The organism is Bradyrhizobium sp. AUGA SZCCT0105 (genome assembly GCF_018129565.1).
Lineage (GTDB): Bacteria > Pseudomonadota > Alphaproteobacteria > Rhizobiales > Xanthobacteraceae > Bradyrhizobium.
On the sequence record NZ_JAFCMK010000003.1, the window covers coordinates 569,077 to 593,332 of the forward strand.

The 24,256-nt window shown below is 65.7% G+C and carries 21 protein-coding genes; 14 read left to right on the plus strand and 7 right to left on the minus strand.

What is annotated here, in order from left to right; translation table 11 throughout:
* Positions 1 to 100 precede the first annotated feature (100 nt).
* Both JQ573_RS18595 and JQ573_RS18600 read right to left on the minus strand, forming a co-directional pair.
* Entirely contained in the window at positions 101 to 484 is a 384-nt protein-coding gene (locus tag JQ573_RS18595) for a cell division protein ZapA (RefSeq protein ID WP_092123645.1), read from the minus strand.
* Positions 481 to 801, minus strand: coding sequence for a DUF4164 domain-containing protein (locus JQ573_RS18600; RefSeq protein ID WP_050405740.1), 321 nt, complete (start codon positions 799 to 801; stop codon positions 481 to 483). Before JQ573_RS18600 ends, JQ573_RS18595 begins: the two co-directional genes overlap by 4 nt.
* A gap of 337 nt (positions 802 to 1,138) precedes the next feature.
* Here JQ573_RS18600 and tkt point away from each other — a divergent pair, with 337 nt between their 5' ends.
* The 8 genes from tkt (at position 1,139) to JQ573_RS18640 (ending at position 10,740) form a co-directional block, all read left to right on the plus strand.
* Positions 1,139 to 3,121 carry a transketolase gene (gene tkt / locus JQ573_RS18605; RefSeq protein WP_212313997.1) on the plus strand — a complete coding sequence of 661 codons (1,983 nt, stop codon included), beginning with the start codon at positions 1,139 to 1,141 and terminating at the stop codon, positions 3,119 to 3,121.
* 162 nt (positions 3,122 to 3,283) lie between these two features.
* Positions 3,284 to 4,291, plus strand: a complete 1,008-nt coding sequence (gene gap / locus JQ573_RS18610; RefSeq protein ID WP_173638784.1) for a type I glyceraldehyde-3-phosphate dehydrogenase — start codon at positions 3,284 to 3,286, stop codon at positions 4,289 to 4,291.
* Between the two features lie 142 nt (positions 4,292 to 4,433).
* Positions 4,434 to 5,630 carry a phosphoglycerate kinase gene (locus tag JQ573_RS18615; RefSeq protein WP_212313999.1) on the plus strand — a complete coding sequence of 399 codons (1,197 nt, stop codon included), beginning with the start codon at positions 4,434 to 4,436 and terminating at the stop codon, positions 5,628 to 5,630.
* 41 nt (positions 5,631 to 5,671) lie between these two features.
* Positions 5,672 to 6,739 carry a class II fructose-bisphosphate aldolase gene (gene fba / locus JQ573_RS18620; protein ID WP_212314001.1) on the plus strand — a complete coding sequence of 356 codons (1,068 nt, stop codon included), beginning with the start codon at positions 5,672 to 5,674 and terminating at the stop codon, positions 6,737 to 6,739.
* 202 nt (positions 6,740 to 6,941) lie between these two features.
* Positions 6,942 to 7,967, plus strand: coding sequence for a class I fructose-bisphosphate aldolase (locus JQ573_RS18625; RefSeq protein WP_212314003.1), 1,026 nt, complete (start codon positions 6,942 to 6,944; stop codon positions 7,965 to 7,967).
* Positions 7,968 to 8,645: a thiamine phosphate synthase gene (locus JQ573_RS18630; protein WP_212314012.1), complete on the plus strand. Its 678-nt coding sequence runs from the start codon at positions 7,968 to 7,970 to the stop codon at positions 8,643 to 8,645.
* A 7-nt stretch (positions 8,646 to 8,652) separates the two neighbouring features.
* Positions 8,653 to 9,726: a tetratricopeptide repeat protein gene (locus tag JQ573_RS18635; protein ID WP_212314014.1), complete on the plus strand. Its 1,074-nt coding sequence runs from the start codon at positions 8,653 to 8,655 to the stop codon at positions 9,724 to 9,726.
* Positions 9,727 to 9,945: 219 nt separating this feature from the next.
* On the plus strand, positions 9,946 to 10,740 hold the full coding sequence (locus JQ573_RS18640) for an inositol monophosphatase family protein (RefSeq protein WP_212314016.1): 795 nt from the start codon (positions 9,946 to 9,948) through the stop codon (positions 10,738 to 10,740).
* Positions 10,741 to 10,754: 14 nt separating this feature from the next.
* Here JQ573_RS18640 and JQ573_RS18645 read toward each other — a convergent pair whose 3' ends face one another.
* The 3 genes from JQ573_RS18645 to JQ573_RS18655 form a co-directional block, all read right to left on the minus strand.
* On the minus strand, positions 10,755 to 11,891 hold the full coding sequence (locus JQ573_RS18645) for an AAA family ATPase (protein ID WP_212314018.1): 1,137 nt from the start codon (positions 11,889 to 11,891) through the stop codon (positions 10,755 to 10,757).
* 104 nt (positions 11,892 to 11,995) lie between these two features.
* Positions 11,996 to 15,154, minus strand: a complete 3,159-nt coding sequence (locus tag JQ573_RS18650) for a multidrug efflux RND transporter permease subunit (protein WP_212314020.1) — start codon at positions 15,152 to 15,154, stop codon at positions 11,996 to 11,998.
* A 6-nt stretch (positions 15,155 to 15,160) separates the two neighbouring features.
* Positions 15,161 to 16,363 (minus strand): efflux RND transporter periplasmic adaptor subunit, encoded by a 1,203-nt coding sequence (locus JQ573_RS18655; protein WP_212314022.1) that lies wholly within the window; start codon positions 16,361 to 16,363, stop codon positions 15,161 to 15,163.
* Between the two features lie 542 nt (positions 16,364 to 16,905).
* Between JQ573_RS18655 and JQ573_RS18660 the strand changes: the two genes are divergently transcribed.
* Genes JQ573_RS18660 through JQ573_RS18670 form a run of 3 tightly spaced genes read left to right on the plus strand, consistent with a single transcriptional unit; the run spans position 16,906 to position 19,344 of the window.
* The gene (locus tag JQ573_RS18660; protein WP_212314024.1) at positions 16,906 to 17,904 is read left to right on the plus strand and encodes a flagellar motor protein MotA; all 999 of its coding nucleotides are present in this window, start codon (positions 16,906 to 16,908) and stop codon (positions 17,902 to 17,904) included.
* 15 nt (positions 17,905 to 17,919) lie between these two features.
* Positions 17,920 to 18,291, plus strand: a complete 372-nt coding sequence (locus JQ573_RS18665; RefSeq protein ID WP_092123618.1) for a VOC family protein — start codon at positions 17,920 to 17,922, stop codon at positions 18,289 to 18,291.
* A 24-nt stretch (positions 18,292 to 18,315) separates the two neighbouring features.
* Positions 18,316 to 19,344 carry a peptidoglycan -binding protein gene (locus JQ573_RS18670; RefSeq protein ID WP_212314026.1) on the plus strand — a complete coding sequence of 343 codons (1,029 nt, stop codon included), beginning with the start codon at positions 18,316 to 18,318 and terminating at the stop codon, positions 19,342 to 19,344.
* 214 nt (positions 19,345 to 19,558) lie between these two features.
* On the opposite strand, the gene JQ573_RS18675 is transcribed toward JQ573_RS18670, so the two are convergent.
* Positions 19,559 to 20,551 (minus strand): aldo/keto reductase, encoded by a 993-nt coding sequence (locus JQ573_RS18675; protein ID WP_212314028.1) that lies wholly within the window; start codon positions 20,549 to 20,551, stop codon positions 19,559 to 19,561.
* A gap of 110 nt (positions 20,552 to 20,661) precedes the next feature.
* On the opposite strand from JQ573_RS18675, the gene JQ573_RS18680 reads away from it, so the two are divergent.
* Together JQ573_RS18680 and JQ573_RS18685 are read left to right on the plus strand one after the other, a co-directional pair.
* Positions 20,662 to 21,555 carry a LysR family transcriptional regulator gene (locus JQ573_RS18680; RefSeq protein ID WP_212314030.1) on the plus strand — a complete coding sequence of 298 codons (894 nt, stop codon included), beginning with the start codon at positions 20,662 to 20,664 and terminating at the stop codon, positions 21,553 to 21,555.
* Between the two features lie 166 nt (positions 21,556 to 21,721).
* Positions 21,722 to 21,991, plus strand: a complete 270-nt coding sequence (locus JQ573_RS18685; RefSeq protein ID WP_212314032.1) for a hypothetical protein — start codon at positions 21,722 to 21,724, stop codon at positions 21,989 to 21,991.
* Positions 21,992 to 22,000: 9 nt separating this feature from the next.
* Here the strand turns inward: JQ573_RS18685 and JQ573_RS18690 are convergent, their stop codons facing one another.
* The gene (locus tag JQ573_RS18690; protein WP_212314035.1) at positions 22,001 to 22,321 is read right to left on the minus strand and encodes a PilZ domain-containing protein; all 321 of its coding nucleotides are present in this window, start codon (positions 22,319 to 22,321) and stop codon (positions 22,001 to 22,003) included.
* Between the two features lie 323 nt (positions 22,322 to 22,644).
* Here JQ573_RS18690 and JQ573_RS18695 point away from each other — a divergent pair, with 323 nt between their 5' ends.
* Positions 22,645 to 24,162, plus strand: a complete 1,518-nt coding sequence (locus tag JQ573_RS18695) for an AMP-binding protein (RefSeq protein WP_212314037.1) — start codon at positions 22,645 to 22,647, stop codon at positions 24,160 to 24,162.
* Positions 24,163 to 24,256: the final 94 nt, after the last annotated feature.

Below are 24,256 nucleotides of genomic sequence, written 5' to 3' on the forward strand. Positions count from 1 at the left end.
TCGGTCCGGCAAACGATCGTTGGCCGATGCGGGCAAATAGATCGCATCCGGTGGCGTCCGATCATTTCAGTCCGGCCCGCAGGTGAAGCTGCCGCGAACTTCAGCCGATCGCGATGCCGCCGCCGATGGTGCGGTTGAGCACCTGCGTGGTGCGCTCGATCCGCTCGGCGGCGGCGTTGAGCGCGTTGGAGACCGCGGTCTGGGTCGCGCGGGCGCGGTCGGTGGCGGCTGTGCGGGCATTGCGTAGCTGCTCGACCTCTTCCTCGAGGCTGCGGATGCGTGCACCCGCATCGACCAGTTCGTCGCAGGCGGTGAGCGCCGCCATCACGGTGAGCCGCGCATCGCCGATCTCGCCGAACTTGCCGCGCAGCGACTCGACGCGCTGCTGGAGGTTTTCTGCGAGCTTCAGGAGCCGCACCTCCTGGCCCTCCTCGCAGGCCATCCGGTATTGCCGGCCGTTGATGGTGACGTTGATGTGGCTCATCTGCCTTCTCCGCCCTCGAGCACGGCGCGAATGGTGCCGATCGCTGCATCGAGCTTTTCTGCGATGTCGCGATTGACGCGCTCGAGCTTGCGCGTCTTCACCAGCGATCCGTCGAGTTCGTCGGCAAGCCTGGAGCGATCGGCGCCGAGCGCCTGGATCCGGCTCGCCAATTCGTTTTCGTCGCGGTCGGCCTCGCGGCGCCGCTCCACCGAGCTCTCCAGCGCATCGAGCGCTGCCATCAGCCGCTTTGTCGCAGCATCGATATCGGCGAGCGGTGCCTCGGTATTGCCAGAGCCGTTGGCGAGACGATCACTCATGACACGCGGTGTGGACCCTTCAAATTGGTCGGCTGGAGTAGCCTGCCGGAAACAAGCCTGCCGCACGGCAAAACTGGCGGTTCGGCAAGCGGTTAGCGGACGAAATTTACGTGGCAAGCGAGCCGAGTGCAACGGCGGCGCCAAACTATGCACCGTTCAATGAAATTGGGCCATTTTGAGCAACTTTTCCCCGTTTTGGGGCGTTTCATCGCCTTGGACTTGCGGAATTGAGGTGCTAATCCACCCTCCAACCCGTAAGGCCATCCACGCGCGTATCGCGGCTGCCCGCCCCGATGCGTCCAGCATTCAGCTCCTCATTCCAGGCGGACTTTTCATCATGACGCAGGTCGATCACACCCGTATGGCCAATGCGATCCGTGGCCTTGCCATGGACGCCGTCGAGAAGGCGAATTCCGGCCATCCCGGCCTGCCGATGGGCGCCGCCGACATCGCGACCGTCCTGTTCACCAAATTCCTGAAATTCGATGCCGGCGACACGGCGTGGCCCGATCGCGACCGCTTCGTGCTGTCGGCCGGCCACGGCTCGATGCTGCTCTATGCGTTGCTGTACCTGACCGGCAACAAGGACATGACGCTCGACCAGCTCAAGCATTTCCGCCAGCTCGGATCGCTGACGCCGGGACACCCGGAGAACTTCCACACCAAAGGCATCGAGACCACCACCGGCCCGCTCGGCCAGGGCATTGCCACCGCAGTCGGCATGGCGCTCGCCGAGAAGATGCTCGCCGCAGAGTTCGGCAAGAAGATCGTCAACCACCACACCTATGTGCTCGCCTCCGACGGCGACCTGATGGAAGGCATCTCGCAGGAGGCGATCGCGCTGGCCGGCCACTGGCGCCTCAACAAGATGATCGTGCTGTACGACGACAACGGCATCTCGATCGACGGCCCGACCTCGATCTCCGATTCCGTCGACCAGGTGAAGCGCTTCAAGTCCGCCGGCTGGGCCGCCGAATTGATCGATGGCCATGATCCGCAGGCGATCGCCGCTGCGATCACCCGTGCGCAGAAATCCAGCAAGCCTTCGATGATCGCCTGCAAGACCACGATCGGCTTCGGCGCACCGACCAGGGCCGGCACCGCCAAGGCGCATGGCGAGGCGCTCGGCGCCGCCGAGCTCAAGGGCGCCAAGGAGAAGCTCGGCATCTCGCTCGAGCCGTTCTCGGTGCCCGACGACGTGCTGAAGGCCTGGCGTGAGGCGGGCGCCCGCGGCGCCGCCGAGCACAAGGCGTGGGACGAGCAGTTCGCGCAGCTCGGCAACCGCAAGCGCGCCGAGTTCGAGCGCCGCCTGCGTCACGAACGGCCGCAATCGCTCGCCAAGGGGCTGCGCGCCTTCAAGAAGGGCCTGCTGGAAAATCCGCTCAACGTCGCGACCCGCAAGTCGTCGGAAGCCGCGATCGAAGTGATCGCCGCCGCGATGCCGATGGAATTCGTGGCCGGCTCCGCCGACCTCACCGGCTCCAACAACAACAAGGCGAAGTCGGCAGTGGGGTTCGCCGCCAAGACCCCGAAGGGCCGCTTCATCCATTACGGCATCCGCGAGCACGGCATGGCGGCGTGCCTCAACGGCATCTTCCTGCATGGCGGCTTCGCGCCGAACGGCGCCACCTTCCTGGTGTTCACCGACTATGCGCGCGGTGCGATGCGGCTGTCGGCGCTGATGGGCACTGGCGTGGTCTATGTGATGACCCACGATTCGATCGGCCTCGGCGAGGACGGCCCGACGCACCAGCCGGTCGAGCATCTCTCCGCGCTGCGCGCGATGCCCAACATGCGCGTGTTCCGTCCCTGCGACGCGGTCGAGACCGCCGAGTGCTGGGAACTGGCGCTCAACCGGATCGACGGGCCGACCGTGCTGGCGCTGACCCGCCAGAACCTGCCGCAGCTCCGCACCACGGCGCCGAACGACAATCCGTGCAGCCACGGCGCCTACGAGCTGGTCTCGGCGCAGGGTGACGCAAAAGTGTCATTGTTCGCCTCCGGTTCCGAGGTCCAGATCGCGGTCGAGGCGCAGAAGCAGCTCGCCGGGCGCGGCATCGCGACGCGGGTGGTCTCGGTCCCGTCGCTGGAATTGCTGCTGGCGCAGCCCGCCGAGCGGCAAAATGCCGTGATCGGCAACGCCCCGGTCAAGATCGCGATCGAGGCCGCGGTGCGCTGGGGCTGGGATGCCGTGATCGGCCGCGACGGCGAATTCGTCGGCATGCACGGTTTCGGCGCCAGTGCCCCGGCGAAGGACCTTTTCCCGCATTTCGGCATTACTGCGGAGGCCGTCGTTAACGCTGCCCTGAAGCGCGTCTGACGCTGGCCTGAGACCGCCGGTCAAAGGTTGAGCTTGCCGCGAAAAAGGATTACCAAAGCTCCATCTTTTCCGCTCGCGTCCGGCTGAACCGGGCGTTCCGCCGTAAAACCCTCGTGGGACACCTCCCGCGGGGCCGGCAGCAGCTTTTAGAGGAGACACAGCATGGCAATCCGCGTCGCGATCAACGGGTTTGGGCGTATCGGCCGCAATGTGTTGCGCGCCATCGCCGAGTCCGGCCGCAAGGACATCGAGGTGGTCGGTATCAACGACCTCGGCCCGGTCGAGACCAACGCGCACCTGCTGCGCTTCGATTCCGTGCACGGCCGCTTCCCGGGCACCGTGACCGTCGACGGCGACTCGATCAGCGTCGGCGACAACAAGATCAAGGTCTCGGCCGAGCGCGATCCCTCCAAGCTGCCGTGGAAGGCCCTCGGCGTCGACATCGCGCTGGAATGCACCGGCATCTTCACCGCCAAGGACAAGGCCTCTGCGCACCTCACCGCCGGCGCCAAGCGCGTGCTGGTCTCGGCCCCGGCCGATGGCGCTGACGCCACCATCGTCTACGGCGTCAACCACGACACGCTGAACAAGGATCAGCTCGTCGTCTCCAACGGCTCCTGCACCACCAACTGCCTCGCGCCGGTTGCCAAGGTGTTGAACGAGACGGTCGGCATCGAGACCGGCTTCATGACCACGATCCACGCCTATACCGGCGACCAGCCGACGCTCGACACCCTGCACAAGGATCTCTATCGCGGTCGCGCCGCGGCGATGTCGATGATCCCGACCTCGACCGGTGCCGCGAAAGCTATCGGCCTGGTGCTGCCGGAACTGAAGGGCAAGCTCGACGGCGTCTCGATCCGCGTGCCGACCCCGAACGTCTCGGTGATCGATCTGAAGATCGTCGCCAAGCGTGCCACCGACGCCAAGGAAATCAACGAGGCGATGAAGCGCGCCTCCGAGCAGCAACTCAAGGGCATCCTCGGCTTCACCACCGCGCCGAACGTCTCGATCGACTTCAACCACGATCCGCACTCGGCCACCTTCCACATGGACCAGACCAAGGTGCAGAACGGCACGCTGGTGCGCGTGATGGCCTGGTACGACAATGAGTGGGGCTTCTCGAACCGCATGGCGGACACCGCCGTTGCGATCGGCAAGCTGATCTAAATTCGACTGTTCGTGATGCCCGGCCGAGCGCCGGGCATCTGCGTGTTTGCCCCCGCATTCGCGACCTCAACGGCCGCGACATCGGCAAGCGAAAGCGACGCCGTCCACTGGACGGCTGTGTCCGGCCGCACAGGAAACGCCCATGACCAAATCGTTCCGCACCCTCGACGACGTCAACGTGAAGGGCAAGCGCGTGCTGCTGCGCGTCGACCTCAACGTTCCCATGGAAGGCGGCCGCGTCACCGACGCCACCCGGCTCGAGCGCGTTGCTCCCACCATCACCGAGATCTCCGACAAGGGCGGCAAGGTGATCCTGCTCGCCCATTTCGGCCGGCCCAAGGGCCGCGATCCCAAGGAGTCGCTGAAGCCGGTCGCCGAGGCGCTGTCGAAGGTAATCAAGCGCCCGGTCGCCTTCGCCGAGGATTGCATCGGCGAGCCCGCGGCCAAGGCGGTTGCGGCCCTCAACGACGGCGACATCCTCTGCCTGGAGAACACCCGCTTCCACAAGGAAGAGGAAAAGAACGACGCGGGCTTCGTCGCTGAACTCGCCAAGCTCGGCGACATCTGGGTCAACGACGCCTTTTCCGCCGCACACCGCGCCCACGCCTCGACCGAAGGCCTCGGCCACAAGCTGCCAGCCTATGCCGGCCGCACCATGCAGGCCGAGCTCGACGCACTCGGCAAGGCGCTGGAAGCCCCGACCAAGCCCGTGATCGCGATCATCGGCGGCGCCAAGGTCTCGACCAAGATCGATCTATTGGAAAACCTCGTGAGCAAGGTCGATGCGCTGGTGATCGGCGGCGGCATGGCCAACACCTTCCTGCACGCGCAGGGCATCGCCGTCGGCAAGTCGCTCGCCGAAAAGGACCTCGCCGCGACCGCGCTGCGGATCATGGAGAAGGCCAATGCGGCCAATTGCGCGATCATCCTGCCCGTTGACGCGGTCGTCGCCAACCAGTTCGCCGCCAACGCGCCGTCGCATGCCTATGGCCTCGACGCGATCCCGGCCGACGGCATGATCCTGGACGTCGGCCCGCAATCGATCGCGCGCATCCATGCCGCGATCGACGACGCCGCGACGCTGGTCTGGAACGGACCGCTCGGCGCCTTCGAATTGACGCCGTTCGACCGCGGCACCGTGGTGTCGGCCAAGCATGCCGCCGAGCGCACCCGGGCCAAAAAGCTGGTCTCGGTCGCCGGCGGCGGCGATACCGTCGCGGCGCTCAACCAGGCGGGCGTCGCCGGTGATTTTTCCTACGTCTCGACCGCGGGCGGCGCGTTTCTTGAATGGATGGAAGGCAAGCCGCTGCCGGGCGTCGAAGTTTTGAAAAACCGTTGATTTAGGTCAATCCGCGAACGCGCATTACAGGGAGAAATGGAATGGCTCGCATAACATTGCGGCAACTGCTCGATCACGCGGCCGAGCATGATTACGGCGTACCTGCCTTCAACATCAACAACATGGAGCAGGCGCTGGCGATCATGGCCGCGGCCTCCGAGGTCGACGCACCCGTCATCATCCAGGCCTCGCGCGGCGCGCGGTCCTACGCCAACGACGTCATGCTCAAGCACATGATGGACGCCGTCACCGAGATCTACCCGCAGATCCCGGTCTGCGTGCATCTCGACCACGGCAACGAGCCCGCCACCTGCATGACCGCGATCCAGGCCGGCTTCACCTCCGTCATGATGGACGGCTCGCTGAAGGCCGACGGCAAGACCCCCGGCGACTGGGACTACAATGTCGGCGTCACGAGGACCGTGACCGGCATGGCCCATCTCGGCGGCATCTCGGTGGAGGGCGAGCTCGGCGTGCTCGGCTCACTCGAGACCGGCATGGGCGACAAGGAAGACGGCCACGGCGCCGAGGGCAAGCTGTCGCATGACCAGCTGCTGACCAATCCCGACGAGGCCGTGAAGTTCGTCAAGGAAACCAAGGTCGACGCGCTGGCGATCGCGATGGGCACCTCGCACGGCGCCTACAAGTTCACCCGCAAGCCCGACGGCGACATCCTCGCCATGAACGTGATCGAGGAAATCCATCGCAAGCTGCCGAACACGCATCTCGTGATGCACGGCTCCTCGTCGGTGCCGCAGGAGCTGCAGGAGATCATCAACGCCAATGGCGGCGAGATGAAGCCGACCTGGGGCGTGCCGGTCGCCGAGATTCAGCGCGGCATCAAGAACGGCGTGCGCAAGATCAACATCGACACCGACAACCGGATGGCGATGACCGGCCAGATCCGCAAGGTGCTGAAGGACAATCCGGAAGAGTTCGATCCGCGCAAGTACCTGAAGCCCGCGATGGAGGCGATGACCAAGCTGTGCAAGCAGCGCCTGCAGGAGTTCAATACCGCGGGCCAGGCCAGCAAGATCAAGAAGGTGCTGACCACGGCGGAAATGGCCAAGCGCTACGCTTCGGGCGCGCTCGATCCCAAAGTCGCCTGACAAGGTCGCCTGAGAGATCGCCTGACAACTTCTCGCCTGAATCATTAAGGCGGGACACCGGCTCTGACGCAGTTGGAAACGGTGTCCCGGAGCTTGATCGCCGGCTGCGACAAACATCGGCCGCGACGAACGTTTTCTAGGCATTTGCCCGAGAACCGCCTATTTTGGTTTGCAAAGGCAATGGCTCCGGAGGACGCCCCCGATGAACCTCGCTGACCTCAACAAAATTGCACTCGCCATGGTCACCCCGGGCAAGGGCATCCTCGCCGCCGACGAATCCTCCGGCACCATCAAGAAGCGTTTCGACGCCATCAAGGTCGATTCGACCGAAGACAGTCGCCGCGACTACCGCGAGATGCTGTTCCGCTCGCAGGATGCGATGAGCAAGTACATCTCCGGCGTCATCCTCTACGACGAGACGATCTGGCAGAATGCCAAGGATGGTACGCCGCTGGTCAAGCTGATCGAACAGGCCGGCGCAATCCCTGGCATCAAGGTCGATGAAGGCACCCAGGCGCTGCCGAACTGCCCGGGCGAACTCGTCACCGTCGGTCTCGACAAGCTCGCCGAGCGCTTGAAGAAATATTACGAGCGCGGTGCGCGCTTTGCGAAATGGCGCGCCGTGATCGATATCGGGCCGCGAATCCCGACCCAGACCGCAGTCCGCGTCAATGCGCACGCGCTGGCGCGCTACGCGGCGCTGTGCCAGGCCGCGCAGATCGTCCCGATCGTCGAGCCTGAGGTGCTGATGGACGGCGATCACGACATCGACCGCTGCTATGAGGTGACGCAGCGCGTGCTGAACCGCACCTTCCAGGAATTGCGGGTGCAGCGCGTCGCGCTGGAAGGCATGATCCTGAAGCCCAACATGGCGATCTCGGGCAAGAAATGCCCGAAGCAGGCGTCGGTGCAGGAAGTCGCCGAGAAGACCATCCGCCTGCTCAAGAGTTGCGTGCCGGCCGCGGTGCCGGGCATCGCTTTCCTCTCCGGCGGACAGAGCGACGAGGAGGCGACCGCGCATCTCGACGCCATGAACAAGATCGGCCACCTGCCCTGGCGGCTGACCTTCTCCTATGGCCGTGCGCTGCAGGCGGCGCCGCAAAAGGCGTGGTCCGGCAAGCCCGACAACGTCCCGGCGGGCCAGCGCGCGTTCTCGCATCGCGCCCGGATGAACGGGCTCGCGAGCACCGGCAATTGGGAAGCCGGCCTCGAGAAACAGGCGGCATAGTTGGCGACCAAGCCCGTTCCGCCGCGGCCGGCGCCGCGCCTCTACCTGGCAACCCCGCCGGTCGACGAGCCCGCGCGGCTAGCGGCCGAGCTTGCCGACCTGCTCGCAGCGGCCGACGTCGCGGCCGTCTTGGTGCGGCTACGCGAGACCGATCCGCGCAGCATGATCTCCACCATCAAGGCGCTGGCGCCTGCGATCCAGAACGCGGGCGCGGCACTGCTGATCGACGGCCATCCCGACATCGTGGCCCGCGCCGGCGCCGACGGCGCGCATCTGACCGGCGTCGCCGCGATGGAAGAGGCGATGCCCTCGCTGAAACCCGACCGCATCGCAGGCGTCGGCGGGCTCGCGACGCGCCACGATTCCATGGCCGCGGGCGAAGCCGGTGCCGATTATGTGCTGTTCGGCGAGCCCGACGCCAACGGACAGCGGCCCTCGCTTGAGGCGATCGCCGAGCGGCTGGAATGGTGGGACGAATTGTTCGAGCCGCCCTGCGTCGGCTTTGCGACCTCGCGCGAGGAAGCCGAGGCATTCGCCGCGGCCGGCGCGGATTTCGTGCTGGTCGGAGACCTCCTCTGGTCCGATCCGCGCGGCGCCAAGGCGGCACTCGCCGAGATCGGCGCAGCGATTGCAGAGGCGCATGCCGGCACGTTGGGCCAGGCCAAGGCCGAGGGATGACGCCGGAATGAACCGCCTGCGTCCGATAGGTGTTGCGCTCGGCTGCATGATGCTGGCGAGCGGTGCGATGGCGCAGCTCTCGATCACGCCGCCGGCACAGACGCCGCCGCCCGCGAAGAAGGAGGCGCCGAAAGAGAAGCCGAAGGTGCATGCGCCCGCCGCGAAGAAGCCCGCGCCGAAGCCCGCCGCCACACCAACGGCCACCCCGACGCCCTCGCCGACCCCGACGCCTGATGATCCCAATGTCGATCTCGTCTACGGCGCCTATCAGCGCGGCATGTACAAGACCGCATTCGATCTGGCGATGGTGCGCGCGCAGAACAGCAACGATGCCAAGGCAATGACGATGCTGGGCGAGCTCTATGCCAACGGGCTCGGCGTCAAGCGCGACTACGTCAAGGCGGACGATTGGTACAAGCGCGCATCCGATGCCGGCGATCGTGAGGCGATGTTCGCGCTCGCGATGATGCGGATCGCGGGCCGTGGCGGCACGGTGGACAAGGATTCCGCGGTCAAGCTGCTGGCCTCGTCGGCCAAGCTCGGCGAGCCGAAGGCGGCCTATAACCTCGCGCTGCTCTATCTCGACGGCCAGACCCTGCCGCAGGACCTCAAGCGCTCCGCCGAACTGTTGCGGATGGCCGCGGACGCCGGCAGCCCCGAGGCGCAATACGCGCTCGCGACCTTCTACAAGGAAGGCACCGGCGTGCCGAAGGACCTCGAAAAGGCGGCCCGGCTGCTGCAGGCCGCGTCGCTGGCCGACAATGTCGATGCCGAGGTCGAATATGCCATCGCGCTCTACAACGGGGCCGGCACGCCGCGGAACGTGCCGGCGGCAGTGGCGATGCTGCGCAAGGCGGCCCGGCAGAACAGCGCGATCGCGCAAAACCGCCTCGCCCACGTGCTGGCGACCGGCGCCGGCGCCCCGGTGGACAAGGTCGAGGCGCTGAAATGGCACACGGTCGCCAAGACGGCCGGCAAGGGCGACCCCGATCTCGACGACATCCTCGCCGATATGAGCCAGGAAGACCGCGCCAAGGGCGAAGCAGCCGCGCGAAAATGGATCGGAAACAACGTCAAATGACGCCTTGACGGGGCGGCCTCCAGAGGGCACCCAGTCCGGCAATCCAAGGCAGTTCCCCTCCCGCCCCGTCATCCTGAGGTGCGAGCGGAGCGAGCCTCGAAGGATGAACGGCCCGGCTGGTGGCCGTTCATCCTTCGAGACGCGCGTTCCCCGCTCCTCAGGATGACGGGACCACGTTTGGGCCGGCCCTCCAGCACAATCGCAAAGAAACCGTTCATCATGCTCTACTCCGCCCTCATCAATGTCATGGTCAAGGCCGCGCGCCGCGCCGGCCGCAGCCTCAAGCGCGACCTCGGCGAGATCGAACACCTCCAGGTGTCGCTGAAGGGGCCGGCGAACTTCGTCTCGCTCGCCGACAAGCGCGCCGAGGAGATGCTCTACACCGACCTCGAAAAGGCCCGGCCCGGTTACGGGTTCCTCGGCGAGGAAGGCGGCAAGCGCGAAGGTGGCGACAAGAGCCACACCTGGATCGTCGATCCCTTGGACGGCACCACCAACTTCCTGCACGGCATCCCGCAATTCGCGATCTCGATCGGGCTTCAGCGCGAAGACACGATCATCGCCGGCGTGATCTACAATCCCGCCAATGACGAGCTCTACATCGCCGAGCGCGGCAAGGGCGCGTTCCTCAACGACCAGCGGCTGCGCGTCGCCGGCCGCCGCCAGCTCAACGAATGCGTGGTCGCCTGCGGCCTGCCGCATATCGGCCGCGGCAATCACCAGCTGGCGCTGCAGGAGATGGCAGCGTTGCAGAGCAAGGTCGCAGGCTTCCGCCGCTTCGGCGCCGCCTCGCTCGACCTCGCCTTCGTCGCCGCCGGCCGCCTCGACGGCTATTGGGAACGCAATCTGCAATCCTGGGACGTCGCAGCGGGCCTGCTGATGGTCCGCGAAGCCGGCGGCACCGTCTCCGGCATCCAGGGCAGTGACGACCCGCTGCAAACCGGCCACGTCGTCTGCGGCAACGAGTTCGTGCACGGCGAGCTGATCAAGATCCTCAAGCCGCTCGGGCAGTAACGCGACAGCGCAATCTAGTCGTCGTCGTCGTCATCTTCGTCGTCTTCGCCGTCACGAAATTCACCGCCGAGGGTCAGGCCCTCGATGGTGGTGGCGCCCTTTGCCTTGATCACCCGGCGAAGCGGGACCGCGCTCTCGGTTCGCAGCGCCTCCATCAGATGTTCCGAATGGGTGACGATCCAGATGTCGGCGCGGCGCGACGCCTTGGCGATCAGCCTCGCCAACGGCGCCAGCAGCGATGGATGCAGGCTGGTTTCGGGTTCGTTCAGCGCGATGAACGGCGGCAGCCGATAGCCCATGAACACGGCGAGCAGGCAAATATATTTCAGCGTGCCGTCGGATAGCTCGTGCGCCTTGAACGGACGTGGCACGTCCGCCTGCTGCAGCTCGAACTCGCACCGCCCGTTTTCCGCCCATGCCCGGAGCTCGGCGCCCGGGAACGCATCCTCGATCGCATCCTGCAAGTCGACCGCATCCTGCCTGATCGCGCTGAGCGTTGCCAAAGCGGCAGGCAGATCGCTGCCATCGGCGCTCAGCGACGGCGTCGTGATCGCCAGACACGGCTTTCGGATCGGCGATGCCGGATCGGTGCGAAAATCGTGGTAGAAGCGCCAGCTCTGCAGCGCGCTTCGGATCAGGTCGATCTCGGGGCACGCCCTGCCGTCGAGGAAATCCGCGAGCGCGGTTTCCGACGGCAGCACCGCATCCTTGTGCTCGCTCCAGGCGCCGCTCTCGCCGCGGACACTCACGTGCGAATTGGTCCGCTCCATCATCAGGACTTTTCGCTTGCCGTGGATCGCCTCGATGCGTTCGGACTTGATCATCGGCTCGCCGGGAAATGCCGCCTCGAGCGGGCCGGGATGTCCGAGCTCGATCGCGTATTTGACGTGATCGAATTTGACCTCCAGGCGCAGCCGTCCATCCTCGCCCCGCCTGCGGATGCCGGACCAGCCGACCGAGTTCAATCCACCTTCATCGGCGATGGTGCGCGTGATCCGGCCGGTCGCCGCGTCGCGCAGCAGCGACAGGGACTTGTAGAGATTGGATTTGCCGACGCCGTTCTCGCCGACGAAGACCGACAGCGGCTGAATGGGCATGGTGAGCCGCCGAATGGAGCGATAATTCGAGATCGCAATATCGGTCGGCCGCATCACATGCCCTCAATTCCCGGGTTGCCTCCACGCCCCCCGTTCAATCCAGAGATGCAATCTGGATTGGCCGGCCTGCGAAAGCAAGGCGCCCCCGATCTCGGACATCAATGACCAATCCTGGCCGGCGCGGGCGGGCCATAGACCTCGGCGTTCGCGGGGGCCTTCTCGCGATCTCCCGCCAGCACGCGCTGCACGCTGACGAAGAACACCGGCACCAAGAGCAGTGCCAGGATCACGACGGCGATCATGCCGCCCATCACCGAGGTGCCGAGCGCCTGCTGGCTGGCGCCGCCGGCGCCGGTGGCGATCGACATCGGCAGCACGCCGCAAACGAAGGCGAGACCGGTCATCAGGATCGGGCGGAAGCGCAAGCTGCACGCCTCGATGGTCGCCTCGACCAGCGGCTTGCCCTGCGCGCGCAGGTCCTTGGCGAACTCGATGATCAGGATCGCGTCCTTGGCGGCGAGACCGATGATGGTGATCAGGCCGACGGTGAAGTAGACATCGTTCGACAGCCCGCGCATCGTCGCGGCCACCACGGCGCCGAGAATGCCGAGCGGGATCGTGAGCAGCACCGCGAGCGGAATAGTCCAGCTCTCATAGAGCGCGGCCAGCAGCAGGAACACCACCAGCACCGACAGCGCGAGCAGGAACGGCGCCTGCGAGCCCGACAGCTTCTCCTGCAACGACTGGCCGGTCCACTCATAGCCGAAGCCGCGCGGCAACTTGTCGGCAAGCCGCTCCATCTCCGCGATCGCATCACCCGAAGTGAAGCCGGGCTTCGCCTCGCCGGAGATACGCACCGCCGGATAATAGTTGAAGCCCGCGATTTGAGTGGGCCCCTTCGACCATTCGATGGTGGCGAAGGCCGAGAACGGCACCAGCTGGCCGCGGCTGTTCTTCACATTGTAATTGAGGATGTCGTCCGCGTTCATGCGGCTGGTCTTGTCGGCCTGCACGATGACGCGCTGCATGCGCCCGCGGTTCGGGAAGTCGTTGATGTAGTTCGAGCCGAGGTTGGTCGAGATCGTGTTGTTGATGTCCTCGAAGGTGAGGCCGAACGCGCCGGCCTTCTCGCGGTCGATCATCAGATTGACCTGCGGCGCCGGCGGCAGGCCTTCGACATAGACCTTCTGCAGCACAGGACTGGCATTGGCCTCCGCGATCAGGCGGTCGGACGCCGCGATCAACGCAGCATAGCCCTTCTGGCCGCGGTCCTGCAGGCGGAACGAGAAGCCCGAGGAATTGCCGAGGTTGTCGATCGGCGGCGGCTGCAGCGCCGAGATCCTGGCATCGCGGATCGTCGACGACAGGTCGCGGTTGATATCGGCAACGATGGCGGCGGCGGAATCCTTCGCGCCGCGCTCCGACCAGTCCTTCAGCGTGATGAAGGCCTGTGCAGTGTTCATGCCCTGGCCGAGGAAGCTGAAGCCGGTGAGGAACGTGACGTTCTCGATGCCGGCGCGATTCTTCAGGTACTTCTCGACCTGCTCGACCGCAGCTTCGGTCCGCGCATAAGACGACTCCGACGGCGTCTGCACGTCGGTCGTGATGAAGCCCTGATCGTCGACCGGCAGGAAGCCACCGGGCAGCCGCACGAAGCCATAGGCGACGCCGGCAAACAGCACGAGATAGATCAGCATCAGGCGACCGGTGCGCTTCAGCCCGGCCTGCACGGTGGTGACATAGCCGGCTCGGCTTCGGTCGAGCACGCGATTGAAGGCGCCGAACACGCCCTTGCGGGCATGGCCGTGACCTTTCTCGACCGGCTTGAGCAAGGTCGCGCACAGCGCCGGCGTCAGCGACAGCGCGAGCAGCGCCGAGAACGCGATCGCCGCCACCATGGTGACCGAGAACTGGCGATAGATGATGCCGACCGAGCCCGGGAAGAACGCCATCGGCACGAACACCGCCATCAGCACCAGCGTGATGCCGATGATGGCGCCGGTGATTTGCGACATCGCCTTCTTGGTGGCTTCCTTCGGCGGCAGGCCCTCTTCGGCCATGATGCGCTCGACGTTCTCGACCACGACGATGGCGTCGTCGACCAGGATGCCGACCGCCAGCACCATGCCGAACATGGTCAGCATGTTGATCGAGAAGCCCGCGATCATCAGCGTGGCGCAGGCGCCCAGCAGCGCCACCGGAACCACGATGGTCGGAATGATGGTGTAGCGGATGTTCTGCAGGAACAGGAACATCACGATGAACACCAGCACCACCGCCTCGACCAGCGTCATCAGGACCTTCTCGATCGAGGCCTTCACGACGGGCGTGATGTTGTAGGGAATCTCGTAGGAGATATTGGCCGGGAAGAAGCGCGACAGCTCCTTCATCTTGGCTTCGACCGCGCTCGCGGTCGCCAGCGCATTGCCCTTCGGCGACAGCAGCACCGAGAGGCCGGCGGTCGGCTTGCCGTCGAGGCGGGTGTTGAACTGGTAGCTGAGGCCGCCGATCTCGATCCGCGCGACGTCGCGCAGGCGGACCGTCGAGCCGTCGGGATTGGCGCGCAGGATGATCGCGCCGAACTCGTCGGGCGAGGAGAGCTGGCCCTTCACCAGGACCTGCGCGGAGATCTTCTGCGTGTCGGTGCTCGGCTCGGCGCCGATGCTGCCGGAGGCGACCTGGGCGTTCTGCGCCGTGATCGCCTTGTTGACGTCGTCGGCGGACAGGCCGTAGCCGACCAGCTTGGCCGGATCGATCCAGATGCGCAAGGACCGCTCGGTCGAATACAGCGTAGCGCGGCCGACGCCCGGAATGCGGCGCACCTCGCCCAGCACGTTGCGGATCATGAAGTCGCCGAGGCCGACTTCATCCAGCGAGCCGTCAGTCGAGTTCAGCGTGATGATCTGCAGCACGGCGGACGAGGCCTCCTCGACCAGGATGCCCTGCTGGATCACGGCGCGCGGCAACCGCGCCTCGACGCGCTTGAGGCGGTTCTGCACCTCGACCGAGGCCTGGCTGGTGTCGGTGCCCGGCTTGAAATTGGCGATAATCTCGACCTGGCCGAGCGAGTCGGACGTCGATTCGAAGTTCAGGATGTTGGCGGCGCCGTTGAGCTCCTCCTCGATCAGCCGCGTGACGCTGTTGTAGAGGTTTTCAGGCGACGCGCCGGGATAGCTCGTCGAGATCGAGATCGAGGGCGGCGCGATGATCGGGTACTGCGCGACCGCGAGGAGCGGAATCGAGATCGCGCCGACCAGACAGATGAATAGCGCGACGACCCAGGCGAAGATCGGCCTGTCGATGAAGAAGTTGGGCATATCGGATCACTTCACCGCGTGCGCGGTCTGCTGCGAATCCGGTGCCGCAGCAGCGTCGATGTCACGCCAGGCCAGCGGCCGAACCTTGTCGCCGGCGGCGAATTTCTGGAAACCCTCGACGACGACCTTGTCGCCGGCCTTGAGGCCTTCGGTCACGAACCAGGAACCGCCCTGCAGCGAGCCGGTGCGCACCGGCTGCACCGCGACATGATTGTCGTCCTTGACGACGAACACCTCGCTGCCGCCGCCGCCATTGCGCTGGATCGCCTGCTGCGGCACGGCGATCGCATCGGTGTCGATGCCCTGCTCGATCTGCACGCGGACATACATGCCCGGCAGCAGGACTCGATTCGGATTCGGGAACTCACCGCGCAGGGTGACCTGCCCGGTATGGGCGTCGACCTTGGCGTCGGAGAACAGCAGCTTGCCCGGCAGCGGATAGATCGAGCCGTCGTCGAGCACGAGACGCACCTTCATCGCGTCGGCCTCGATGCGGTCGAGATCGCCGCTCTCGAAGGCGCGACGCAGCTGGTTCATCTCGGTGACCGACTGCTGGAAGTCGGCATAGATCGGATCGAGCTGCTGGATGGTCGCAAGGCTCGCGGCGTCGTTCTGCACGACGAGCGCGCCTTCGCTGATGACCGCAGCACCGATGATGCCGTCGATCGGCGCGCGAATGGTGGCGTAATCCAGATTGAGCTTGGCACGCGCGACGTCGGCCTCGCGGCCCTGCACGTCGGCTTCGGCCTGCTTCAGGTTGGCGATCGCCTTCTCGTTCTCGGCCTCCGAGGTCGCGCGCTGGTTGGTGAGAGTGGCGATACGGCGGGCCTGCAGCGAGGTCTGCTCCAGCACCGCCTTGGCGCGCGCCAGCGCCGCCTCGGTCGACTGCAATTCGACCTCGAACGGGCGCGGATCGATCTGGTACAGCGGATCGCCGACCTTCACCTCGCTGCCCTGATGGAACATGCGGTTGACGACGATGCCCGAGACGCGCGGGCGCACCTCGGAGACGCGGGTCGGCGCGATGCGGCCCGGCAGCTCGCGCACCATCGCGCGCGCCTGCTGCTTCACAGTGACGACACTGACGTCCGGCTCGGGTGCTTGTACGGCGGCGGTTGCCGAATTCGGTTCGTCGCAGCCAGCAAGCAGTGGCGCCGTCACGGCCAGCATCAGAGCAATGCATGCCGATTGCGCGCGAAGTCCAGACATTGAGATGATTGCCCCTGAGAGGTTTGAACAAACGAACGGCGGTGTCACGGCGACAGCGCTCGCGTTGCTGCAATGAAAATAAAATCTCGTTGCTGCGACGCAATGCGTTTCTTGGCGGCTCATTGTCACAGAACGCTATCGCTCTGATTTCGCGGCAAGTTTTATCAGGTCACTGCATTGTGAGCGGGTTCCATCGCAGGCTGTGGGAATGCGTTAAGGACTGCGTGAGCGGGAACGCGCCTTTTCCCTGTGCGGGAATGCCGCAGATTGCAAAGTCGTAATGCGCGGCGCGCGAATCGCCGATCGTGGCGCGCCTCGCCCAGCGATGCGTGCAACCCGAGTTCGTCTCGCGACCCGCGCGCGGGATTGGCACCTCCCGAACAGGCTGATGCGCCGAAGCGCCGGAATGCTGCGCAAAGCGGCAACACTCCGCCCGGTCTCAACCCAAGGTTCTGCCATCCGCCCTTGGATTCGGCTTTCCTCACTCCGCCGCTGTGCCATATTGCTGGCAGATGCGGCCTTCGCGAACGGATGACCCGGCAATGCCCCCTTCCCGCTCCGAGATGGAGATCGAACTGAGCAAGCTGTCCTCGCCCAGGATCTTCCTGGTGCGGATGCTGGTGTTCCTGGTGCTCTGCGGCCTGGTCGGAGTGGTGCTCTACAAGCAGATCGTCACCGCCTTCTTCGCCAATCCCGGGCTGAACGCCCTGATCGGCGCCGTGCTGCTGATCGGCGTCATCCTGGCGTTCCGCCAGGTGATCCGGCTCTATCCCGAAGTTGCCTGGGTCAATAATTTCCGCATCGCCGATCCCGGCCTTGCGATCGAGCGCCGCCCGACCCTGCTTGCCCCAATGGCCGCGATCCTCGGCGGCGAGCGCACCGGCCGGATGTCGATCTCGCAGCAGACCATGCGGCATCTGCTCGATTCGATCGCAACCCGCCTGGATGAAGCCCGCGACATCTCGCGCTACATGACCGGCCTGCTGGTGTTCCTCGGCCTGCTCGGCACCTTTTGGGGCCTGATCGAGACGGTCGGCTCGGTCGGCAAGGTGATCGACGGGCTCAAGGTCGGCGGCGACGCCGGCGCGCTGTTCGATACGCTGAAGGAGGGCCTCGCCGCGCCGCTCGGCGGCATGGGCATCTCGTTTTCGTCCTCGCTGTTCGGCCTCGCCGGCTCGCTGATCCTCGGCTTCCTCGACCTGCAATCGAGCCAGGCCCAGAACCGCTTCTACACCGACCTCGAGGACTGGCTCGCCACCACCGTGCGCGGCATTTCCGGCGACGGTGTCGGCGCCGGCGGTGCCGACCTGCAGGGCGCGATCGACCGGCTGCGTGCGACCTTCGAGGAAGGTGGTGCCGGCGGCGGCGGCCGCAGCACCACGGCCGCGATGGCCAATCTTGCCGAGGCGATCCAGGGGCTGGTTGCACATATGCGCACCGAGCAGCAGATGATCCGCGAATGGGCCGACGGCCAGGGCGAGCAGAACCGCGAGATCAAGCGGCTGCTCGAGCGCCTCGCCCGCCAGCCCGAAAAGAGCTGAGCCACGGAGGCCAACGTGCTGGACCACGTGACCATCGGCATCAGCGATATCGAGCGGTCCAAGACCTTCTACGATGCGGCCTTGCGTCCTCTCGGCATCACCCGCCTGTATGCCGAGGGTGCAGAGTTTGCAGGCTATGGCGTGCGTCCAAAAGCTTTCTTCTGGATCGGTCGGCGCGCTACACCGCAGACCGGCGCCCACATTGCCTTCACGGCAAACGATCGTGCCACCGTCGATCGCTTCTATGACGACGCGATCAAGGCCGGCGGCCGGGACAACGGGCGCCCCGGAATTCGACCGCACTATCATGCAAACTACTACGGCGCGTTCGTCCTCGATCCCGACGGTCACAATATCGAAGCCGTCTGCCACGCGCCGCAGGACTGACGGCAACAGATAAAGGGAAACCGAATGGCCCTCGCCCGCTCGCGCCGCAGCGAATCCGGCTTCAACTACTGGCCAGGCTTTGTCGACGCACTGTCGACGCTGGTGCTGTCGATCGTGTTCCTGTTGTCGGTGTTCCTCGTCGTGCAGTTCTTCCTGTCGCAGGAGGTCACCGGCAAGGACAAGGCGCTGGAGCAGCTCAACGCCAAGATCGCCCAGCTCAACGACCTGTTGTCGCTGGAGAAGCTCTCCAAGCTGACGCTCGACGACCAGGTGTCGCAGCTGCGCGCCGGCCTCGCCTCTGCCGAGGGCGAGCGCGACCGCATGAAGGGGCTCTATGAGGGGCTCGCCAATTCCGGCAATGACGCGCAGGGTCGCGCCAACGAACTCAACAAGGCGCTGGAGTCCGAGAAGAGCGTGTCGTCGCGCGCGCTGGCGCAGATCGAGGTGCTGAACCAACAGATCAGCGCGCTGCGCCGCCAGCTCGCGGCGCTCGAGGAGGCGCTCGACGCCTCCGAGAAGCGCGACAAGGAATCGCAGAGCCGGATCGCCGATCTCGGCTCGCGCCTCAACGTCGCGCTGGCGCAGCGGGTGCAGGAATTGTCGAAATACCGCTCGGAATTCTTCGGCCGGCTACGCGCCATCCTCGGCAACCGTCCCGATATCCGCATCGTCGGCGACCGCTTCGTGTTCCAGTCCGAAGTGTTCTTCGATACCGGCCAGGCAACGCTGCTGCCTGAAGGCAAGACCGAGCTCGACACCGTGGCGAATGCGCTGATCGATCTCGACAAGCAGATCCCCCCCGAAATCGCCTGGGTGCTGCGGGTCGACGGCCACACCGACGTGCGGCCGATCAACAGCCCGCTGTTCAAGTCGAACTGGGAGTTGTCCTCCGCGCGCGCGATCTCGGTGGTGCAATATCTGGTGTCGCTCGGCGTGCCGGCGCAGCGCCTGGTCGCCGCCGGCTTCGCCGAATTCCAGCCGCTCGACACCGCGCAGACCGAAGACGCCTACAAGCGCAACCGCCGCATCGAGCTGAAGCTGACGGAACGCTAGGTGGCACACGCCTTCGCGCTCCGCTTTCGCCAGGACGACATCGAGTGTGTGGCGGGGCCTGCTTCCACAATCGTCGTCCCTGCGAAAGCAGGGACCCATAACCACAGGGTTGTGGTGTTGAAGAGGGCTGTGGCCCCAGCGTCGCACAACAATTGCCATTTGTGGTTATGGGTCCCGGGTCAAGCCTGGGACGACACTGAATGTGTGGCTCGACTCAGCGTCCAACCATCCCGAGCAATTGCTCCGGATAGCGCGCGCCCTGCACCTCGACGGCGGCGACGGCCTTGCCGATGTCGGCGAGATCAGCGGAGCTCAATTCGATCCGCGCGGCGCCGATGTTTTCCTCGAGCCGATTGAGCTTCGTGGTGCCCGGGATCGGCACGATCCACGGCTTTTGCGCCAACAGCCAGGCCAGTGCGATCTGGGCCGGCGTTGCGCCCTTGCCGGCCGCGATGCGGCCGAGCTGATCGACCAGCGCCTGATTGGCGCGGCGGGCTTCCGGCGAAAAACGCGGCACGAGGTTGCGGAAGTCGTCGCTGGCGAACGTCGTCGACGCGCTGATCGCCCCCGTGAGAAAACCGCGGCCGAGCGGACTGTACGGCACGAAGCCGATGCCGAGCTCTTGCAGCACCGGCAGGATCTCCGCTTCCGGCCCGCGCTCCCACAGCGAATATTCGCTCTGCAATGCCGTGACCTTCTGCACCGCGTGGGCACGGCGGATGGTCTGCACGCCGGCCTCCGACAGGCCGAAATGGCGGACCTTGCCGGCGGCGATCAGGTCCTTCACGGCACCGGCGACATCCTCGATCGGCACCGCGGGATCGACCCGATGCTGATAGAACAGATCAATCACATCGATGTTCAGCCGCTTCAGCGAAGCGTCCGCGACCGCCTTGATGTGCTCGGGCCGGCTGTTCAGCGAGCGGTGGCGCTCGGCCATGGAGCCGATATCGAAGCCGAACTTAGTGGCGATCACCACGTCGTTGCGGACCGGCGCCAGCGCCTCGCCGACCAGCTCCTCGTTGACGAAGGGACCGTAGACCTCCGCGGTATCGAAGAAGGTGACGCCGCGCTCGACGGCGCCGCGCAGCAGCGCGATGCCTGCGGCCTTCTCGACCGCCGGGCCATAGGCGAAGCTCAGGCCCATGCAGCCCAGGCCGATCGCCGATACCTCCAGATTGCTGTTACCGAGTTTACGCTTCTGCATGATGTCTCTCCGCATCAAAGGACTGGAACCTGCCGCTGCGGGATTTAGGACGTGCACAGGCGTCCCATTAGACGTAAAAATCGGGATGGACTTATGAGCAGGATTCATCAATGCCGCGGCATGACGTCAATGACCTGATCGCCTTCCTCGCGGTGGCGCGCGAGCGCAGCTTCACCCGCGCGGCGGCGCAGCTCGGCGTGTCGCAATCGGCGCTCAGCCACACCATGCGCGCGCTGGAGGAACGGCTGGGCGTGCGGCTCCTGACCCGCACCACCCGCAGCGTCGCGCCGACCGAGGCCGGCGAGCGGCTGCTGCAAGGTGTCGGACCGCGCTTCGAGGAGATCGAGGCCGAACTTGCCGCGCTCAACGCACTGCGCGAGAAGCCGGCCGGCACCATCCGCATCAACGCCGGCGAGCACGCGGCCGAGACCATCCTGTGGCCGGCGCTGGAAAAGTTCCTGCCGCGCTATCCCGACATCAAGGTGGAGCTGACCGTCGACAACGGGCTTGCCAACATCGTCGCGGAACGCTTTGACGCCGGCGTTCGCCTCGGCGAGCAGCTGGCGAAGGACATGATCGCGGTGCGGATCGCGCCGGATTTCCGCATGGTGGTGGTCGGGGCGCCGTCCTACTTCAAGCGGCGCGACCGTCCGAAGCGGCCGCAGGACCTGACCCAGCACGCCTGCATCAACATCCGCTTGCCGACCTTTGGCGGCATCTATGCCTGGGAATTCGAGAAGCGCGGACGCCCGATCAAGGTCCGCGTCGACGGACAATTGGTGTTCAACAGCACCGCGCTGCGGATCAAGGCGGCGCTGGCCGGGCTCGGGCTTGCCTATGTCGCCGAGGATCAGGTGCAGGCGCAATTGGACAAGGGCCAACTGGTCCAGGTGCTCGACGACTGGTGCGCGCCGTTTCCCGGCTATCACCTCTATTACCCGAGCCGTCGGCAATCCTCGCCGGCGTTCGCGCTGTTGGTCGATGCACTGCGCTATCGGGGCTAGCGGAGCCGACGCGGCGCCCGCATCCACCACACGGATATTTGCTTCGCGATTTGGCGGAAGCCTCTGGGAACGGGACCAGCACCGCTTACGTTATTGCAGACGCAATCGAGCGGCTTGGCGGACCTCGCCACCGCGCGAGCCTCACCGCACCATCCGGACTAACCCCATGTTCAGAAACAAATTCGCCATCATCCTCGCCGCCGGCCTCACCCTCGCCCCGGCCCAGCTTCTCGCGCAAAGCACGGGGGGCTCCCCACCCCCGCCGAGGCCCGGAGATCGCGCCGCTTCGTCGGGCGGCGTCGGCGGCACTGCGCTTCCAGCCCAGAGCGGTCAGCGCTATGCACCGTCCTCCGGCGGCAATTTCAGTGCGGCGCCGGCCGCTCCCGGCGGTTCGGCGAACACGACCGGCAATGCCAACAGCGCGCAGGGGCGCTGAGGCGCAGCGCTAGATCGCGCCGGCCGGCTCGGCGGCCGGTTCGTCCGGCTCGGCATCGGCGGTGACGAATTTGAGCCCGTAGGTCTTGCCGCGACGCCAGACCACTTCGCAAGGGTAGCGCTTGGCGTGATCGGCGAGCAGCGTCAGCGCAAGGCGATCCTTCACGTCGAACTCGACCTCGGTCGTGATCTTGGCGCCGCCGGGCGAGATGTCGACCACAGCACAGGCATTCTCGGTTACGCCGTCATCCACCGTGATCCACGCCGCACGATTGTTGAGCTGGCGCCGCGGCTCGCGACTGATTTTGATCCGTGCTCCATTGCTCGCCATCGTCGTCGTCCTTGAAGACATTGGTCCTTGAAAAACATTGGAGGCCGCGCACGTCGATCGACGCGCCCGGCACACAATCGCAGGGGCCACAATGCCGTCGCCCCGTAAAGTCCGGCTTAGCGCGATCGCTTGAACTTTACCGGAATCTTGCCCCGGCTTTTATCGAACGAGGATTCCGCAACTCCATCAGCGGGATACCGGCCGCATGGGCAGTCGTTGGCTTGACACGGGGACCGCATAGTTGGTGAAGTAGCGGCCGTGGCGCTGGCCACATCCCTGCAACAAGAGCGCTTCAAGCCGCCTCTGTCTTCCGGAAACGCCCCATGCTGATCCCCCTCGCCGACGTGCCGCGCTGGTATGCCGAACGCAAGCGCGCCGACGCGATCGCCGTCAGTCACGGCGCCGATACGCTGACCTGGCTCGAGCTCGAGCGCCGCGCCAATGCGCGGGCGCGCGCGTTTGCCGCCAAGGGCGTCAAGCCCGGCGACTTCGTCGCGATCGGGCTGCCCAACAGCAACGCGTTCTTCGAGACCACTTTCGCGGTGTGGAAATGCGGCGCGACGCCGACCTCGCTGTCATGGCGGCTGCCGCGCGGCGAGGCCGCCGCGGTGCTCGCGATCCTGAAACCGTCACTGGTGGTCGGCGGCGAGGCCGACTGGAATGCGCCGAATTCGCTGCCGGTGGAATTCGTGCCGGAAGGATTTTCCGAGGAGCCGCTCGATGCACCGGTCGCGCGCTACTGGAAGGCGATGACGAGCGGCGGCTCGACCGGGCGGCCGAAGGTGATCCTCGATCACAACCCCGCAGTGATCGAAATCACGACACCGCTGCTGCTCGGCATGCCACATGATGCGTCGGTGCTCAACCCGGGCCCGCTCTATCACAACGCGCCGTTCATCTTGTCGCACGCGGCGCTGTTCGGCGGCGGACGGCTGACCGGCATGGTGAAGTTCGACGCCGAGGAGACGCTGCGGCTGATCGCGCGCGAGCGCGTGCAATGGGTCAACTTCGTGCCGACCATGATGCACCGGATCTGGGCGCTGCCCGAGGAGGTGCGCAACCGCTACGACGTCTCCAGCCTGCAAATCGTGTTTCATATGGCGGCGCCGATGCCGCCCTGGCTGAAGGAGAAGTGGATCGAATGGCTCGGGCCGGAGCGGGTCTGGGAGCTCTATGGCGGCACGGAGCGGCAGGGCGCCTGCGTGATCTCGGGCGTCGAATGGATGGCGCACAAGGGCTCGGTCGGCAAGATCGGCGAGACCGCGCGCTTGCGCATCATCGGTGAGGACGGCAACGACGTCGCGCCGGGCGAGACCGGTGAGATCTACTTCCTGCCCAATGACGGCGCCGGCTCCACCTATCACTATCTCGGCGCATCGCCGAAGCGCCGACCTGATGGTTGGGAATCGCTCGGCGATATCGGCCGGCTCGACGAGGAAGGCTATCTCTATCTCGGCGACCGGCTCGCCGACATGGTGCTGCGCGGCGGCGCCAACATCTATCCGGCCGAGGTCGAGGCCGCGGTCAGCGAACATCCCGAGGTGCGCTCCTGCGTCGTGGTCGGATTGCCCGATCCGGAATTCGGCCAGCGCGTGCATGCGATCCTCGAACTCGCCGACAGCGCCGATGCGCAGAAGATCGCCGACGGCATGGGCGACTTCCTGAAGGACCGGCTCAGCCGCTACAAACATCCGGAAAGTTTCGAGCGGGTCGGCACCGCGCCGCGCGATGATTCCGGAAAGGTTCGCCGCACCATGCTGCGCGACGAGCGCGCCGCGTGGATCAAGGAGGATCGCGCCTTCCGCATCATGCCGGCGCGCGCGGCAGCAAAAAGCGACTAGGTTCAGTTCATCTTGCGAGGGGCAGCTCTGCATGCCAGATGAGCTGTGCAGGCCGCCGCGCAAGGTATATCATTCCATCTTCCCTGCCGGCAGA